The following is a 16,452-nucleotide window of genomic DNA, read 5'->3' as shown; positions in this document are numbered from 1 at the left end:
TGAGCCAGGATCAAACTCTCCAATAAAGATGAATTTCGGTCACGAGGTTAATCGTGATGAAAATCATCTGAGGTATTGAAAAGAGCGATTAGCTCATTTTGAATCTGACGAGATAAAATATCTCAATGTCGCTCCGGTTTTCATACAGTCATACGACATGCACCAAAAACCTTCGCATTACTCACTCGTTGTTCAGTTTTCAAAGATCAAACAATTTCTTACCGTCCGTCTCGCGGCCGGAATAAAAATATAACATGTTTCAATAAGCAATTGCAACTTGTAAAAAAAACCATTTACTCAAACGACAATTCAACGAAAAATGATCAGCTTCCCAAACTACAGACTGCTCATTGATTTGTTGAACTACTTTTCCCGTTAACGTAATAGTTTATTCTATTACTGCCTCATTTTTTAGCCGCTTGATAATTTCATTAACCGTCTCTTCAGGGGACAAATCTGATGAATCCAACCACAGTCCCAAGCGTGGAGTTTCATTTCGCAGTACGCGATCTAACTCATCAACGCTCCATATCCCATAACCTTTCTTTGTGCGGTTTGCCTCTCTCGTTGCAACCACAGCAGTGTTTGGACATAGCACTACTAAATACAATGGGCGGTTATTAATATATGAGATGAAATCAGTAAGTAGTGGTCCGATGACAACATCTTGTACAACAACTGTATATCCCGACTTATAGTACATCTCCGCTGACAGAGCAGCGAGCTGATATCGCAGCCTCAGCTGATCGAACTCGTCACTTCCTGAATCAGGACGAACTTCTTTGCGGTTATTTACAATCATTCTCCGAAAAATGTCTCCACGTAAATGTACCGAATTATCAAATTGTTCAGAAAGTAACTGCGCTACGGTAGATTTTCCACTAGCCATGATTCCGGTGACCAGTATGATGCTTGGACTCTCCACTAACATAAAACCACCATCCTTTAAGTAATTACATAAACATAATATTTGATAAGAAAAAACGATAAAAGGTGACGAATAGATATATTCAGTTATTACGCCCTTCAGCCTGTTAGACGAATGAAAGCAGCCAGTCACAATGATCGACTGCTTTTTATTGTTATTGAACTAACGTTTCCCGTTAGCGGAACGTTTGTATGTAAGTTATCTCATCACGTTTTTTATTTTGAGAAAAATATTAAAATAAATCGCTTGCACCTTACGTTACGTAAGGTTTTATAATCAGGCTACCGGGATCAAGCTAGCGACAAAGAACGGAGATGATCATGAAACCATATTGGAAGGTCGGGGATCTGGCCAAGCTGACGGGGTTAACCGTGCGAACGTTGCGCTTCTACGACCAGATTGGACTGCTCTCGCCGTCGGCTGCCACGGAATCGGGACATCGGCTCTACGACGACGATGATTTGTCACGACTCTATCAAATTATATCGCTGAAGGAGTTGGGCCTGTCGCTCGACGAAGTGAAAGCTGCACTAACGGGCCCCGGAATTGACCCGCTCGAGGTCGTCGATATGCAGATCGAGCGCGTGCAAGAGCAAATACGGCGGCAGCAGAAGCTACTTGATCAGCTGAGGCACGTATCTAAGTTGATGAAAGGAAAGCAGCAGGTGACGGTAGACGATTTCACCACACTGCTGCAAGCGATGAAGAACGACTACGAGAAGCCGATCCTGAATCGTCAACACAGTTGGGAGCAACGCTTGGGCCTGCTGGGAATGTTTTTAGCAGGCGGGAATGAGGGAACAAACCCTACAAAAAAAGAACACAAGGAGGATTAAGAGCATGAAAGAAAAATTCGTAAGACATGGAACATTTGTAATTGAAAAAACGTATCCGGCATCCAGGGAGCAGGTATACCAAGCAATGGCTGACGCTGAAGCCAAAGCACGCTGGTTCACGAAGCCGGAAGTGTTCGAATTCCGGGTAGGCGGACGGGAATTCAGCAGCGGCGAAACGCCGGACGGCGGATTGTTCACATTTGACGCGACTTATCAGGAGATCGTTCCGCTTGAGCGGATTGTTTATACGTACGTAATGGACTTTAACGGCGTGCGGTTCTCGGTGTCCATTACTACGATTGAGCTTGCAGACACGGATGGAGGCACGAAGCTGACCTTTACGGAGCAAGGCACCTTCTTCGATGGGCTCGATGCGGTGGAGAATCGGGAACACGGGTCAAGGGAGCTTCTAGAGCTGCTGGGTCATTCGCTTACTCAGGGCGGAGATGCGGTTGCTGCGGAAGACGACGCCGATCCGGTTCCCGGCCAATTGGAGTTTGCTCATACGCGTTTGTACGACTTCCCGAGCGAAGATGTTTACCGGGCGTGGGCGCAACCGGAGCTTCTGGCGCAGTGGTGGGGGCCTAACGGCTTCACAAGTACATTCCACGAATTCGACTTCTGCGAGGGCGGATTCTGGCGCTTTACCTTTCACGGACCGGACGGCAAGGATTATCCGAACGAGAACAAGTTCATCGAAATCGAGTCGGGGAAACGCATCGTACTGGAGCATCAAGGCACTCCTGAATTCAGGTTGACGGCAACATTTACCGATATGGCCGGTCGGACGCGTGTGACATTCCGTCAACAGTTCAAAGACGAAAACTTATTCCAGCAAGCAAAATCATATTGCCCGGACAGCAACGAGCAGAACCTGGACCGTCTTCAAGCTGTGCTAGAAGGACGGCGCATATAGTAACCACGCGGAAGGGCGGCCAGCCAGCGCCTGGATTTAGGTGTCGCGAGCAGGATTCATAAGCACCTCTGCTTGGAAAACGTCATTAAATTGATATACCGCAAATTGGAACCTTCCTACCCGTTAGATGAGGAAAAAGGCGGCCGGCTTTTGGCGGCTGCCTTCAAATGCTTCATTGAGCTAACGTTTGGATGTGGGGGCCCAGTTCATTTCTTATTTAGTCTCCATAGAAGTTGTAGTCCTACTACTGCTCACATTTTTCTCAATCCTTTTCGCTAAATGGACACAGACCGCACCCGAATTCATCCTCTTTTCCGTCAATGTCTTTCCACAACACAACCTGAGGGCCTTGAATCTGCTGCCGAATTTCCGTTGTTAATAAAAGATTCAATTGACGAAATCACGTTCCCTTATTGCTCATACCGCTTCAAAAATCCCTCAATCAGCTCCGGGCGGGTCATCAGCGCAACCGATTCGTTCTCCAGCTCCTCTGCCTGATCGTCATCCGTCATGGACACAAAAAAGACGATGTCTTCCTTGGATTGCCCGTATTCGGCAAAAACTGACGGTTCCGTTTCCTGAACCACCCTTGCAATGATCTCGATCAATTGGTCCTTGTAGTCATATGCATTTTCTACGGCATACAACAGCTTGCTGATATCATTGAAATGCGTGTCGTCACCATATTGGTACTCCGAACAACCCCACCTGAAATAAATTTCATCCTCTTTCGAGTTACACAGCCCTTTCTTCTTCATGTCGGCAATATGCCGAGCCAGCGATTCCTCCGTATTTACGGCCAAAAATAAGGTGACGAAGTCGCTATCCGTGCCAAAAGCACAGGCATACACGCGTTCATTTCGCGTTTGTTCCAACGTTCTTTTCAAATCTTCCACAAAGCTTGCCCGAAAGCGCTCCTCAAATTGCTTCAAAAAAACAGTCATGATGGTTCGTCCTTTCCCCAATTTATTCCCTTCCACCCTAGCAACGCAGCAGGTCCAAATAAACTTCCCACTCCTCAATCGTCGACGTATTGATGCCATCTTAACGTTTAATCCAAAATAACGGTTTTGCTCGGATCATCCAGAAACTGAAACATCGTTTGAATCTGCTTCACCGTATTTCGCTCCAACGAGAGCTCTGGCAACCGGTCTCTATCAAAAAAGGCAACTTCGCTCGTTTCAACCCCGCCATTGGGCTGTCCGGCCACAATCTGGCATTCGATAAAGATTTTATACACGTGATATTGTTCCGGGGGATGATCGTGGAATTTTTTATCCATCACGGCAAGTATCCGCTTGGGTACCGTAATGTAACCTGATTCTTCTTCGATTTCTTTTACGGCGATTTCCGAAGGAGAATGTCCAATGTCAGCCCACCCGCCCGGCAATGCCCAGGCATTGTCGGCTTTTTCCCGCACCAGCAATATTTTTCCCTCTTTAAAGACGACTCCGCGTATGTCCACCTTAGGCGTGGCATATCCCGTTTCGCTTCCGAAGTGAAGCTTGATTTTCTCCCGGCTGACATTCGTATAATTCGCAAGCATTTCAATGCTAAGTTCTCTTAACTCTTCAAATCGTTCAAGGTCGTACACGTCCTTGGAGTATGTCAGCCCGGTTTGGGCGATCGCTTGAATTCGCTTAACCCAATCAAGCCATTGCATGTCTGAGCTCATCGACTTCCACCTGCTCTCTTGTATTTAGGCATCTGGAAATAACGGGTCTTTCGTGTCTGCCGGATTCGCCGATCACATCAAAATGGGAGACAAATGCTCGATCACCATAGAGCGAATGCGTTGTTCCTCCGGGATATGGTCAATCAGCAGATGGCCCTTGCCCGCATGTTCCAACCGTTCGCGCATGGCCGCAATGCGCCCTTTGTTCATATCGATAAAACGAAAATCCACCTGCCTTAGATGCTCCATTTCTGCCAATGGGTCAAAAGCTTCCGCTTTAATCGACGTGTTGATCTCTTTAAGCGTAATCGCTTCAAGGTTGCGCGCAGTCCATAGTTGGTCTATAATCCGCAGCGATTTCATGTAATCCAGCTCCAATTGTCTGAGCCTGTCCAGCTTCGAAAAATTGCACAGGTACTCCACCTTGGGCAATGCCAAATGCAGAAATTCCAAGTTGTGCAACAGGGCCAACTCGCCGATGTCGCTCAACTTACGGACTGCGGACAATCTCAACATGCTTACGTTCGAATCTCCCAACGCGGCAAGCGGAGCATTTAATTCACAACTGTCGATGCCGAGGTATTTGAGCAGCGGCAGCTCTGCCGCCACGTCCAACCGATCCACCTTACAATTTAGTACGAGCGTATCCAGACGAATGCATTCCGAAATCGGCGTTAGATCCGTGAATTTGCCGTGCAGCTCCAAATAGGTCAAGCGTTTATAGGACTCGATAAACTCCAAGTTTACCGCTTTTTTGGGCGAACTCACGTTCAGGAACTGCATTTGCTCCATGGCGCCAAGCGTGGACAGATCCTGCGATTGCCGGAGATCCAGCTTCAAGGCGGCTGCATGTTTCAGTTGCGCGAGCGTTTCGAGAAACTCCTTCGTGTAACTGGCTTTCTCATCCCTGTTCCACACGTGCAAAATGAGATCCGGCCGTCTAAAAAACACCTGCTTGTCCAAAGCAAACAAATCCTCCGTTTGATCCGCCCCGACTGCAATGCTGACCGTCGCGCGATGCCGCAAACAGCGGACTGCCTCATTCATTTTGTCCTCGTTCCAGGGAACGCCTTGCATGGAAGCATGCCAACTTCCGCTCATGATTTTCCCCCTTTGCATACGGCTTGTTTCCATCAATTGTAAATCAAATTCATGCGTTTGGAAACCAGATGCCTGGTGCCAGCATGACCTTCTGCGATGCACAATACCAAAATATATGTCAATGCAAAAAAAGGCGAGGATGGCGGAGTTTCCTCCTTTCCTTGCCTTTGACGATTCCTGCAACCAAATGCCAACGTTTATTCGGCCATCATTTTAGGGAATTGGTCGGCCCCTTGTGCTCCTGCCCCAAGAAAAGGATATCCATCCGGGTTACGCCACTGTACGATATAAGGAAGATTAGGACTATGAATGCCAGGATACACTTGGATATTGAAGACGGTTATCATTCTATCACCACCCTCTATGTTGACTTCTCCACATAGGGAAATGGTCTTGCAAATGGCTTATCCAATAGGGAAGATAATTCTTTCGCACTTCTAATGCATGTGACACCGCAGCTATTTCCTCGTGACTAACCCCCCATTCAGCTGGCATTACAGCCATAACTTCGATCATTTCGCCTGTGGATAGAGCTGTAATATTAGCTATTGCTTTGCCAAAAGGATCGGGACCATCCAAGAAAGGAACAAACATCGCATACAGTGCCCCCCAAAACATGCGATGTACTGAAACCGATTTAAACATCGACTGAATCGTCCAGTTGGGACCAGCGAATATATTGGCATTATCAATCATCCACAACTTTGGAGTTGGCGTTCGTGAAACCAAAATATTTTGTCCATTATCCCGCTTCAAATAACGGTCATTGTTATCCAACCAATAATCAAAAGCGATAATATCTGCCGCTTGGCCAATATTGCTACAATTAGCAAGCTCTGATTGTGAAGGGTAACTTGTACTATCAAAAATAAATTGACTGCCGTAATGCGGGCCATGTCCGAGATCGTACCCAAGTTCTAAATATTGTTTCCTTAATGAATCATGGATATAGATTACCTGACTGCAAGGAACAGGGATCCCCAATCGTCCTGCCAACCAGCAGCAAATCATCTCATTCGCTAAAGCGCGACTTCCTTGGGGATTCTTATTAAGTTTAACAACGTAGTAGTTACCATCATCACATTGCATAAGATGAGGTAAACTGGTACCCGTAAGTGATTGGACATAGGTAACGGCTTGAAGCATGAATCCACCTCCCCGAAAGCGAACCAATCTGATTTTACTAATATATGTTTCCTATAAACTTTTGGTATAGACATGCTCCTATTGAAATACTCTGACCTCAACCGCTAGATAAGCCAAATTATTTCACATTCTTCTCTACTGGTTCTTCTCGGGAAAACACGTTTATAATCAATGTTTCCATTTCGTGAACCGCAGACTTGGGATAGCATGATCGTATCGAATAAAGAGGGTCAGATTTAGCGGAGGGGATAATACATGCCACGTACGTTTCAAATCAGCTCAGAGGAAAATGTAAGAAAAATACTCGCCAATTCCAAACATGCAGCGCTCAGAGCACTGCAAAGTTACGATTTGGATTGGGATCATATCCGGTTCAATCAATTGTCCGATACGTGTACGTTTGTTGTGCAAACAAGTAAAAGCCAGACCTTATTGCTGCGCATTCATCCGGGAATGAACAAGGAGGAACTGCGTTCTGAACTCGTTTGGCTGGATGTGCTGAATAGGTTGACGAACATTCCCGTTCCCCAAGGCGTTCCGAATCGGCATGGCGACAGCGTGTTGGAACTTAAAGGGGACCATGGCGACGATCTGCCCGTTTATGCGACATTAATGCGCTGGGTCGATGGCATAAACGAGGGCCGGGAACTTTCCGAGGAACAGGTTTTTAATGAAGGAGTCCTGCTTGCAAAGCTTCACCATGCATCCCGGCAATTCGAACCCCCAGCCGATTTCACTCGGCCTGAATGGGGTTTGCCAAGCTTCAATGCATCGATGGAACGCCTGGCAGAGCATCACAAAGCCTTTCTTTCCCATGACGGGTTTGCGCTGTATCAATCCGCTGCCGAAAAAGTACGCACCCACTTGGCCGGACTTGTCAAAGACACTACAAATTACGGATTAATCCATGGCGATCTGCATCAAGGAAACATCGTGTTTGACGGCAAGCATCCGCGTCCCATCGATTTCGGCAGATGCGGATTCGGATATTTCCTGTACGACGTGGCTCATACGATCTTGGGCCTGTATCCGGCTCAACGAAAACTTGTGCTTGAGGGGTACCAAAGCATTCGGAAACCAGCCGCGGATGGGCTGCAGGAACTGGAGTCGTTTGCCGTGATGGCCATGCTCGAAAATTTCGCCCACCATGCACCCGATCCAAGGGAGACAGACAGTCTGAAAGAAGAACAGTCGTATGCGCAAGCCATCTTGCGTCATTATTTGAGTGGCAGCCCCTTTCTATTTCAAGCGATAGAGCTATAGTCTCTTGCCATAATTCTGCCTAAATGCGTGTATCAATATGGAACACGCGGTTGTTTTGAACGGCTTTCAGCGCGTTTGACGCACGAAGCTCCATCCCATTCTCCACGCCAAAGAGGGCCGCACATGAAGTGCAGCCCTCTATTTGGAAAGCCGGGACGAACGTTATTGGCGGATCCAGGCATTGGCCAGGAGCATTGCGCCTTTGGCGGCATGGGTATCGGCCAGCGCATTCAGCATGACAAAGTCATGAATGATGCCTTGGAAGCGAACCGCCGTTACCGGTACACCCGCTTCACGCAATTTGTTGGCATATGCCTCGCCTTCATCGCGAAGCACGTCAGCTTCACCGGTAATCACCAGCGCCTCAGGCAAGCCTTGCAATTGATTCAGGTTTGCGCGCAGTGGGGAAGCGTAGATTTCCGCTCTTTGTGCCGGATCGGTCGTATATTGGTCCCAGAACCATTGCATCCCATCCCGGCGCAGGAAGTAACCTTCCGCGAATTGGTGATAAGACGGTGTGTCGAACGACGCATCGGTTACTGGATAGAACAGAAGCTGTTTGCTGATTTTCGGGCCTTTGCGGTCTTTGGCCATCAGCGTAATAGCCGCCGTCATGTTGCCGCCGACGCTGTCCCCCGCTGCCGCAATAGCGTCGGATTTCAGGTTATGGCTGGCGCCTTCACTCGAGATCCACTCCAACACGGCGTAAATTTGCTCGATCGCAACAGGATAACGGACCTCTGGAGACAGGTCGTAGTTCGTGAACACGACGGCCGAATTCGAACCTACAGCCAGTTCGCGAATCAAACGGTCATGCGTATGGGCATTGCCGAACACCCATCCGGCCCCGTGAGTGTATAGAATGACCGGCAAAGCCCCGTTAGCGTTTTGCGGACGTACGATTCGGATCGATACTTCGCCCGTTGGTCCGCCCTGGATCGTTAAATCTTCAATATCAACCGCAGGTTTCGCGATATCACCGGACTGCACTTCGTCGACGGTTTCGCGTCCTTTGGCTGGACCCAGGTCAAACAAATACGGAGGATTGGCGGTATCTTCCACGAATTTTTGCGCTGCCGGTTCAAGAACTACCTTGTTTTCATTGTTTGGGTTGTTTGCTGTTGTCATGATAAATTCCTCCTAAAATGTGATGTTTGTTTTTATTCATATACAACGAAATAAAGAATCTTAAATTTAAAATGCTTAATTTATAAATGAATTATAACCCGTTTAAAACCCATTGTCAACACTCTCCATTTTTTTACCCAAATCCATCCTGTTTTACGCGCCGGAGTCGCCTTGAATGCACGTAAAAAGTCTCAATGTTATCAACCATCTGATTTCAGGATGGCGTTTATCCGCTCCCATTGCGATTTCGAAACGAATATGCTCTGACCTCCCTTCTCATTTGACCCAAGTCCCTTTATGATAGAAGAATACTATTGGACAACAGGTTTGGAGGCTGCATCATCATGAAATTCGCCAATCGCATGAACCATTTTCAGGAAGGCATCTTTTCCCGACTGCTCGAAATCAAGCGCCAACGGATCGAGAACGGGCAGACCGTGATCGATCTGAGTGTCGGAACTCCGAATACCCCTCCCGCGCAGCATATTATCGATGCATTGCTCGAAGCTGCCGGGGATACCCAAAATTATATTTACGCCATCAACGATCAGAGCGAGCTGCTGCAAGCGGTCAGCGAATGGTATGCACGGCGCTATCAGGTAGAATTGAACCCGGCTACGCAAATCTGCTCACTTCTTGGCTCACAGGAAGGCCTTGCCCATATTTCCCTGGCCATCGTGGACGAGGGCGACCTGGTGCTGGTCCCGGACCCTTGTTATCCGGTGTTCGCCGATGGGCCTCTTCTGGCAGGTGCAGAGCTTTATTACATGCCGCAAAAAGAGGAACACGGTTATGTCATCCAGCTGCAGGATATCCCGGAAGAAATCGCGAAGCGAGCTAAGTTCATGCTCGTATCCTATCCGAACAATCCAACCACGGCCATGGCGCCCGAGCAGTTTTACCTGGATCTGATCGCGTTTGCCAAGCAGCATGACATTATCGTTCTGCACGACAACGCTTATAGCGAGCTGGTATTTGACGGGAACAGCTGCGGCAGCTTTCTTTCCTATCCCGGAGCCATGGAGGTCGGGGTCGAGTTCAATTCCCTCTCCAAAACATATGGACTCGCCGGTGCACGGATCGGATTCTGCGTCGGCAATCCGTCCGTCGTATCTATCCTGAAAAAGCTGAAATCCAACATGGACTATGGCATGTTCCTGCCGATCCAGAAGGCGGCCATCGCGGCCATTACCGGGGATCAGTCCGACGTGGACCGGGTAAGGGCAATCTATGAGGAACGCCGGGACATTCTATGCGAAGGCTTCGGCAGACTAGGTTGGCCTATTACCAAACCGGATGCCACTATGTTTATTTGGAGCCGGATTCCCGACCATTACGACACTTCCGAACAATTTGCCATGGACCTGGTAAGCCGGGCCGGCGTAATCGTGACACCCGGCAGTGCATTCGGTCCTTCCGGCGAAGGATATGTCCGCCTCGCGCTTGTTCAGGATCGTGAACAGCTCGAACAGGCGCTGCAATCCGTGGAAAGCAGCGGCATTCTGATATCAAACGAATAGAGCTCAGCAAAAGGAACCGTTCCTTATTAGCAGGAACGGTTCTTTTTGTGCAATTAGGGATGAACGTGAGTCCTTTCCTACCGTTGATCGTACACCCTCCAGGTAATGAATAAAAACAAACATTTTCCATCCCTTGCCTCTATCGAAACGGATTCGAAATTCCGAAATATATGCTAAGAGCATAGCTCAATATCCGATTTTGGGGAGATGGCCGCATGGTACAGCCAGTCATAAAAAGGGGTAACAAAGCAACGAGCATCGCCAATACACTGTCCATGGTGCTGTTGGCCATTATCGTTGTCGTCTTTTCGATTTTGGGGACATTCATGTTTACCGGCACGCGAAGCATTCTGGTCAACCAGCAGGAGGCCCAGCTTCAGACGAAAACGCAGGCGATCGTCAGCCAATTCGATGCGTTGTTCAAGGAAAAAGGCTCGCTTGTCAAACAGATGTCTACAAATCATTTGTTCGAGCAATATATTGAAACGACCGAATCGGCAGCGACGGCCACAACGTCACCTTATGCCGCAGAGGTTCAAGCCACGCTGGCCGCGATCGTCAAGGAAGAGCCTTCCTTCGCCGATGCATGGGTCGCGGGCATCGACGGAAACGGCTTCTGGCTGCAAAATGACGGGGTAGCCTCCGCCGCCGACTTCGATATCAAGACCCGTCCGTATTATGAACCGGTGATGGCCGCAGACGGGCTTTATTTTTCCGAACCCTATAAGGACCTGGCATCCGGCAATATTCTGATAGGCATTTTCTACCCGGTCAAAAACGATGGGGGCGAACTGATCGGCTTTGTGGCAGCGGATATCGCATTCAAAGACATTCCGGCCATCATGAAGAGCTACTCGCTTGGCAGCACGGGATATTCCATCCTTGCATCCAAAACGGGAGATATTCTATATCACCCGGACGAGAGCAAAGTGCTGAACGAACAAATCAATGAAATTCCAGGCGACCTCGGGAACGTCGGCAAAGAAATGCTTGCAGGCAAATCCGGCATACAGCTCATGGATGATCAAGGAGAACGCCGCTATATTGGATACGCCACCAGCAAAGATACCGGATGGTCTGTCGGACTGACCATTACCGAGAAGGAAGTGCTTTCGGAGCTGGCCAGCTTCAACCGGATTCTGATCGGCGGTTTCGTGGTCGCCGCGATCCTGCTTGTCCTGATTTGTTATGTTACGCTCCGCGCTCTGCTCCGGTCGATACCGAAGCTGCTGGCCAAAATCAAACAAGTGGAAGACGGAGATCTCACCGTTCAATTCGATATAAGTTCCAGCAATGAGATCGGACAGATCTCGCAGGGCATGCACAACATGACGCAAAAACTTCAAGCCATGATGCAAACGGTCGGCAGCACCGGTTCGGTGCTCAGCCAATCGTCCAAGGATTTGCAGGCCATATCCTCCAGAACGGCCGTCACGATGAATGATACCGCAACGGCCATTAACGAAATCGCCAATGCAACCAACTATCAGTCCGTTGAATCGGAGAACATTCTGCAAAAAACCGGCTCGTTGTCCGTACAAATCGACGAAATCGCCAGCGATGCCCGAGCCATTGAAACGATGGTCCAAGCGACTGCTGAACAAAGCGGACGAGGAATCGGCGTTCTGGACCAGCTGTCCAGATGGGCAGAGGAAAACCACCAATCCACGCAGGCCATGTCGTCCATCATCCATGAGATTGACTTGAGTCGGGATGCCATATCAGGCATCGTGGACACCGTCCATCAAATTGCAACCCAGACGAACCTGCTGGCTCTCAACGCTTCCATCGAAGCGGCGCGTGCGGGAGAACACGGGCGCGGATTTGCCGTCGTTGCCGGAGAAGTCCGCAAACTTGCCGAGCAGACCACTCTGGCCACAGAGGAGATTGGCCGGAAAGTGGGCGAAATTGCGGAGAAAACGAACGTATCGGTGGAGCATACCGCGCGTGGTCTGAGCATCGCCGAAGGAAACGCGCGATCCGTCGAGGAGACGAAGCAAGTCTTTTTCAGCATCAACAACGAACTCGAAGAACTGAGACAGCGCATGATCCAGATCAGCAGCAATACGGCCAAAGTGCACCGGCACAAAGATGAAATCGTGCAGGCGCTGGAGATCATCTCATCCACCACCGAAGAAAATTCTGCCTCCACCGAAGAAGTCAGCGCGAGCACGCAGGAGCAGCTGGAAAGCATCGAGCAGGTGGCGGAGCTGTCGCAGCGGTTAAACACGTTGTCCATCAAACTGCAAGAGGAGCTCAGTCAGTTCCGCATCGATTCCGTACAAGGGGCGGATCACTGATCCGCAGGGAGGAAATGTGCTCGTTCGCCGGACGCTGCGTACTAGAGCGTTTCCCTAGCATCAACTAGCCCGTAACAAATCACGTATAACGCGTTGAACGAAGCACATCGGATGCCTAATTGGCTTGGAGTAACCCTGCTATTTGGGGATCAGGAACACGGCACATGCCACGCAGCTCGACGATATCTGTAATTATCTGTAATGAACCTGCCCCACCTTATTTGGGGTATTTTCACTCATTTAGAATTTTGACGAACCTGACACACGCTATTCGGCCAACATTGCTACTCATAACCTGTAAAACTGCTGAATAAGGTGACTGAGCTTCGTTAGAAATTTTAGACAGCAAAAAAGCCTCAATATAAGGCGTTTGAAGTTCGTTAGCGCACGATGAAAAAGAGCCTGCATGACCAACCATGCAGGCTCTTTCAGTATGTTTTTTTGTAAAAGGGAAGAACGTTCAAGCAGCCGTCAGCAATGCGTGATATTATTTTACGGGTCTGCGCCAGTTGGAACGGTACATGAGATACAGGAAGTACGGCGCGCCGATGATCGCGATCAGCAATCCCGAAGGAATTTCCGTTGGTGCCATGACCGTTCGTCCGATGGTGTCTGTCAGCACCAGCAGCAAGGCGCCGACCAGCGCGGACAGAAACATCGAACGGCGCAGATGATGACCGGTCAGCAACCGGACCATATGCGGCGCAATCAGCCCGATGAATCCAACGGTCCCTACGCAAGCAACCGCGCCGGCTGCAAGCAGTACGCCCGTCGCCATCGCAAGCAGGCGTGTCCGGCGCACATGCAGGCCCAGTCCCGAAGCGCTCTGATCATCAAACACAAGCAGTTCGAACCGGCGGGCCAGCCACCAGGCCACGGGAATCAGAATCACCAGGAAGACAGCGATGATTTTCACCTGATCCCATGTGCGGGCATACGTGCTTCCGGTCAGCCAAATGTAGCTGCTTCCTCCGTATAATGAGCCTACGATGATCAGAATCTGAATGCCGGCTCCCGTAATGGCCGAGATTGCGATGCCGACCAGCAGCACGGCCGACGGATTCAGCCCTTTGTTCCAGGATAACGAGAAAATGATTCCCGCCGCAATGACTGCGCCGACGATAGCTGCCAAAGGCACCATGTAGATCGGAACGCCGGTCCACAATATCATGACCATCATCGCCCCAAGTCCCGCCCCGGACGTGACGCCTACGACCGAGGCGTCGGCGAGCGGATTGCGAACCGCCATCTGAATAAGCACGCCGGCAATGGCCAGAGCCGCTCCCGCCCCGGCGGCTACAAGCGTACGCGGAATGCGAAGCTGCACCATGGCCGAAAACGGACCATCCGAGCTGAACAGGCTTGGCAGCAGATCTGCCAGCGGAATGCGCATTCCGCCAAACATCGTGCTTAGAAGCGTCACTCCAACGGTAACTACCGTGAACAGCACAGCCAGCCGCCGGAAAGGCCAGCGTCGCCCGCGCGAACCGGTGCTCATCGACGTGTTGACGGCCGGTCCGTTCGCCGCTTTCATGCGGGTCAGCACCAGCCAGATCAACCAAGGCGCGCCGATGATCGCCATCATCGCTCCTGTGGGCAGTTCCAGGCTCGACTTGTGAATCATTTTGGAAAGAACGTCTGCCGCAATTAACAGCGCTGCTCCCCATACAAAAGCGCCTGGCAAAAGCCAGCGATGGGAGCGGGCGCCGCTCAGTCGAACGAGATGCGGCGCGACCAGCCCAACGAATCCGATCGGGCCGATGACGCTTACGATGACTGCCGCAAGAAGTACCGATACGAGCAAACCTACGGCACGAATCATCCCTACCCGCTGTCCGAGCGACGCCGCCGTCGATTCGTCCAAATCAAGCACGTCCCACTGCCTGGACAAGAAAAAAGCAACCAGCGTAATGCCGATGACCCAAGGCCAGGCATAGGTTACGCCGCTCCAATCGTTTTGCACGAGCGTACCGGAACCCCATAGAAACAGACCTTGCGTTTCCATCGAAAAAAAGATATGTAAAGCACTCGTAAACGAACCGAGCACCATGGATATGATCATGCCCGAGAGCGCGAGCCTGACCGGGCTTGAAGACCGCCCTCCGCCCATAACGTAGGCCGCAACAGCAGCCAGGAGCCCACCGAGCGCTGCGAACAAAAACGGAGACTTTTGCAGTACGCCCGGGAACATCACCGTTCCGAACACAACGGCGAAATAAGCGCCGGCATTGATGCCAAGCGTGTCCGATGCAGCCAGCGGATTACGCGTGATCGTTTGCAGCATCGCACCTGCCACGGCAAGCGCTCCGCCGGCCAAAATGCCGATGACCGTGCGCGGCATGCGCAGATCCCAGACCATGTTATGTTCCAGCGTATCCTGTCTGCCGGTCAGCGCATCAAAAACGGTATGCAGCGGGATCGAAGCTTCCCCGAAACACAAACTTACAAAAAAAAGCACGATGAGAGCGGTCAAGCCGCCCCCATAAATGCTTATCATTCGCCAGTTGAAAGATTGGCGCGCTGTCTGAACGGAACTCATTTCGTGATCGCCCCAACGACTTCGTCAACGAGCACTTTGGAAGACAGCGGACCGCCAAACGTCCAAGTTGTGCTCGCAATCGGGTAAGTGCGGTTTTCTTTCACAAAGTTTAAACCATTCCATACGGAATTATTTTTCACGCCTTCGCCAAAAACATCATCGTCCGGCTGCGTAATATAAATGAAGCTGCTATCCTGAACATCCGACAACGCTTCGATGCCTACCGTCGTAAAACCGTAATCTTCAAGCTTTTCCGGCTGCCAGTCATTGATCAGGCCAATCTTCGCCAGCGTGCTGGAAACGACGGAATTGTCCGTGAACATGCGCAGCGATGCTGCATTTTGGTACGTGAACGCTTGGGTCAGCACGTAGTGGAAATCGGATTTGCCGGCAGCAGCCAGTTTTTCCTTGGCATCCGCATAGTGCTGGTCAAGGTCAGCCAACACTTCCTTCGCTTTGTCTTCTTTGCCCAGCGCAGTTGCGATGGTATTAAAAATGGAGACCATGTGGTCGTGATCGTAACCGCCTTTGTACGTATCGAATTCCAGCGTAGGTGCAATAGCTTTCAGTTGATCGTGAATCGCCTCATGGGATCTTTTATCGGAAATGATGAGATCCGGCTTCAGAGAAGCAATCGTCTCCAGGTTCGGCTCGTTGCGTGCGCCGACATCGGTTACGTTGCTATCCAGCGCAGCTTCGGAAGTGACGTATACTTTATAATTTTCATTATCCGCGTTACCGACAGGCTGTACGCCCAGAGCAATGACATCTTCCGTAAATGTCCATTCCAGAACAACAACGCGTTCTGCCGGCTTGTCGAGTTTTACCTCGCCGCGATCGTCTGTTACTGTGATCGGACCTGCAGCATTTTCAGTCTGCGCACTGCCCGTATTTTGTTGGCCCGCTTCGGATGCGCTCCCGCCAGCACTATTATTCGAAGATCCACACCCCGCCAGCGCAAGAGCAAAAACAACCAATAGCGCAATTCCGTTCCAACCTTTTCTCATGTTCGTAAGTCTCCCCCTGTTTATATGTATAGACATGATAATAATTCTCATTATCACTCATAAAATTATGCGACATGATTGGGGGTTTGTCAA

The 16,452-nt window shown here is 50.0% G+C and carries 13 protein-coding genes; 5 read left to right on the top strand and 8 right to left on the bottom strand.

Annotated elements, in window-relative coordinates:
* Positions 1-388: 388 nt before the first annotated feature.
* Positions 389-931, bottom strand: coding sequence for an AAA family ATPase (locus L6H98_RS13730; RefSeq protein ID WP_236415820.1), 543 nt, complete (start codon positions 929-931; stop codon positions 389-391).
* Between the two features lie 317 nt (positions 932-1,248).
* Here L6H98_RS13730 and L6H98_RS13725 point away from each other — a divergent pair, with 317 nt between their 5' ends.
* Both L6H98_RS13725 and L6H98_RS31405 read left to right on the top strand, forming a co-directional pair.
* A complete protein-coding gene (locus tag L6H98_RS13725; protein ID WP_236415819.1) occupies positions 1,249-1,764 on the top strand; it encodes a MerR family transcriptional regulator in 516 nt (171 codons plus the stop codon).
* Between the two features lie 4 nt (positions 1,765-1,768).
* Positions 1,769-2,680, top strand: coding sequence for an SRPBCC domain-containing protein (locus tag L6H98_RS31405; protein WP_356722925.1), 912 nt, complete (start codon positions 1,769-1,771; stop codon positions 2,678-2,680).
* A 410-nt stretch (positions 2,681-3,090) separates the two neighbouring features.
* Here the strand turns inward: L6H98_RS31405 and L6H98_RS13710 are convergent, their stop codons facing one another.
* The 4 genes from L6H98_RS13710 to L6H98_RS13695 all read right to left on the bottom strand — a co-directional run bounded on the left by L6H98_RS13710 (position 3,091) and on the right by L6H98_RS13695 (position 6,602).
* Positions 3,091-3,624, bottom strand: coding sequence for a DUF4303 domain-containing protein (locus L6H98_RS13710; protein WP_236415818.1), 534 nt, complete (start codon positions 3,622-3,624; stop codon positions 3,091-3,093).
* 107 nt (positions 3,625-3,731) lie between these two features.
* Complete coding sequence (locus L6H98_RS13705; protein WP_236415817.1) at positions 3,732-4,355, bottom strand: NUDIX hydrolase; 624 nt, start codon at positions 4,353-4,355, stop codon at positions 3,732-3,734.
* 72 nt (positions 4,356-4,427) lie between these two features.
* A complete protein-coding gene (locus tag L6H98_RS13700; RefSeq protein WP_236415816.1) occupies positions 4,428-5,456 on the bottom strand; it encodes a hypothetical protein in 1,029 nt (342 codons plus the stop codon).
* Positions 5,457-5,807: 351 nt separating this feature from the next.
* A complete protein-coding gene (locus tag L6H98_RS13695) occupies positions 5,808-6,602 on the bottom strand; it encodes a HipA family kinase (RefSeq protein WP_236415808.1) in 795 nt (264 codons plus the stop codon).
* A 255-nt stretch (positions 6,603-6,857) separates the two neighbouring features.
* Between L6H98_RS13695 and L6H98_RS13690 the strand changes: the two genes are divergently transcribed.
* Positions 6,858-7,865 (top strand): phosphotransferase, encoded by a 1,008-nt coding sequence (locus tag L6H98_RS13690; protein ID WP_236415806.1) that lies wholly within the window; start codon positions 6,858-6,860, stop codon positions 7,863-7,865.
* Positions 7,866-8,027: 162 nt separating this feature from the next.
* On the opposite strand, the gene L6H98_RS13685 is transcribed toward L6H98_RS13690, so the two are convergent.
* Positions 8,028-8,993: an alpha/beta hydrolase gene (locus tag L6H98_RS13685; RefSeq protein ID WP_236415804.1), complete on the bottom strand. Its 966-nt coding sequence runs from the start codon at positions 8,991-8,993 to the stop codon at positions 8,028-8,030.
* A 344-nt stretch (positions 8,994-9,337) separates the two neighbouring features.
* Between L6H98_RS13685 and L6H98_RS13680 the strand changes: the two genes are divergently transcribed.
* Positions 9,338-10,513, top strand: a complete 1,176-nt coding sequence (locus L6H98_RS13680) for an aminotransferase class I/II-fold pyridoxal phosphate-dependent enzyme (protein WP_236415802.1) — start codon at positions 9,338-9,340, stop codon at positions 10,511-10,513.
* A gap of 215 nt (positions 10,514-10,728) precedes the next feature.
* The gene (locus tag L6H98_RS13675; protein ID WP_236415800.1) at positions 10,729-12,813 is read left to right on the top strand and encodes a methyl-accepting chemotaxis protein; all 2,085 of its coding nucleotides are present in this window, start codon (positions 10,729-10,731) and stop codon (positions 12,811-12,813) included.
* A 487-nt stretch (positions 12,814-13,300) separates the two neighbouring features.
* On the opposite strand, the gene L6H98_RS13670 is transcribed toward L6H98_RS13675, so the two are convergent.
* Positions 13,301-15,352, bottom strand: coding sequence for an iron ABC transporter permease (locus tag L6H98_RS13670; protein ID WP_236415798.1), 2,052 nt, complete (start codon positions 15,350-15,352; stop codon positions 13,301-13,303).
* Positions 15,349-16,359: an iron-siderophore ABC transporter substrate-binding protein gene (locus tag L6H98_RS13665; protein ID WP_236415796.1), complete on the bottom strand. Its 1,011-nt coding sequence runs from the start codon at positions 16,357-16,359 to the stop codon at positions 15,349-15,351. The genes L6H98_RS13670 and L6H98_RS13665 overlap by 4 nt, the downstream gene beginning before the upstream one ends.
* Positions 16,360-16,452: the final 93 nt, after the last annotated feature.

It is taken from the genome of Paenibacillus sp. JJ-223 (genome assembly GCF_927798175.1).
Lineage (GTDB): Bacteria > Bacillota > Bacilli > Paenibacillales > Paenibacillaceae > Paenibacillus > Paenibacillus hubeiensis.
This window is presented reverse-complemented; position numbering and strand designations above follow the sequence as displayed.

Excerpts from the sequence above, each read along its gene's own strand:
- L6H98_RS13710 (WP_236415818.1), bottom strand. The coding sequence starts at position 3,624 with ATGACTGTTTTTTTGAAGCAATTTGAGGAGCGCTTTCGGGCAAGCTTT.
- L6H98_RS13680 (WP_236415802.1), top strand. The coding sequence starts at position 9,338 with ATGAAATTCGCCAATCGCATGAACCATTTTCAGGAAGGCATCTTTTCC.
- L6H98_RS13695 (WP_236415808.1), bottom strand. The coding sequence starts at position 6,602 with ATGCTTCAAGCCGTTACCTATGTCCAATCACTTACGGGTACCAGTTTA.
- L6H98_RS13705 (WP_236415817.1), bottom strand. The coding sequence starts at position 4,355 with ATGAGCTCAGACATGCAATGGCTTGATTGGGTTAAGCGAATTCAAGCG.
- L6H98_RS13670 (WP_236415798.1), bottom strand. The coding sequence starts at position 15,352 with ATGAGTTCCGTTCAGACAGCGCGCCAATCTTTCAACTGGCGAATGATA.
- L6H98_RS13685 (WP_236415804.1), bottom strand. The coding sequence starts at position 8,993 with ATGACAACAGCAAACAACCCAAACAATGAAAACAAGGTAGTTCTTGAA.
- L6H98_RS13665 (WP_236415796.1), bottom strand. The coding sequence starts at position 16,359 with ATGAGAAAAGGTTGGAACGGAATTGCGCTATTGGTTGTTTTTGCTCTT.
- L6H98_RS13725 (WP_236415819.1), top strand. The coding sequence starts at position 1,249 with ATGAAACCATATTGGAAGGTCGGGGATCTGGCCAAGCTGACGGGGTTA.
- L6H98_RS31405 (WP_356722925.1), top strand. The coding sequence starts at position 1,769 with ATGAAAGAAAAATTCGTAAGACATGGAACATTTGTAATTGAAAAAACG.
- L6H98_RS13700 (WP_236415816.1), bottom strand. The coding sequence starts at position 5,456 with ATGAGCGGAAGTTGGCATGCTTCCATGCAAGGCGTTCCCTGGAACGAG.
- L6H98_RS13730 (WP_236415820.1), bottom strand. The coding sequence starts at position 931 with ATGTTAGTGGAGAGTCCAAGCATCATACTGGTCACCGGAATCATGGCT.
- L6H98_RS13675 (WP_236415800.1), top strand. The coding sequence starts at position 10,729 with ATGGTACAGCCAGTCATAAAAAGGGGTAACAAAGCAACGAGCATCGCC.
- L6H98_RS13690 (WP_236415806.1), top strand. The coding sequence starts at position 6,858 with ATGCCACGTACGTTTCAAATCAGCTCAGAGGAAAATGTAAGAAAAATA.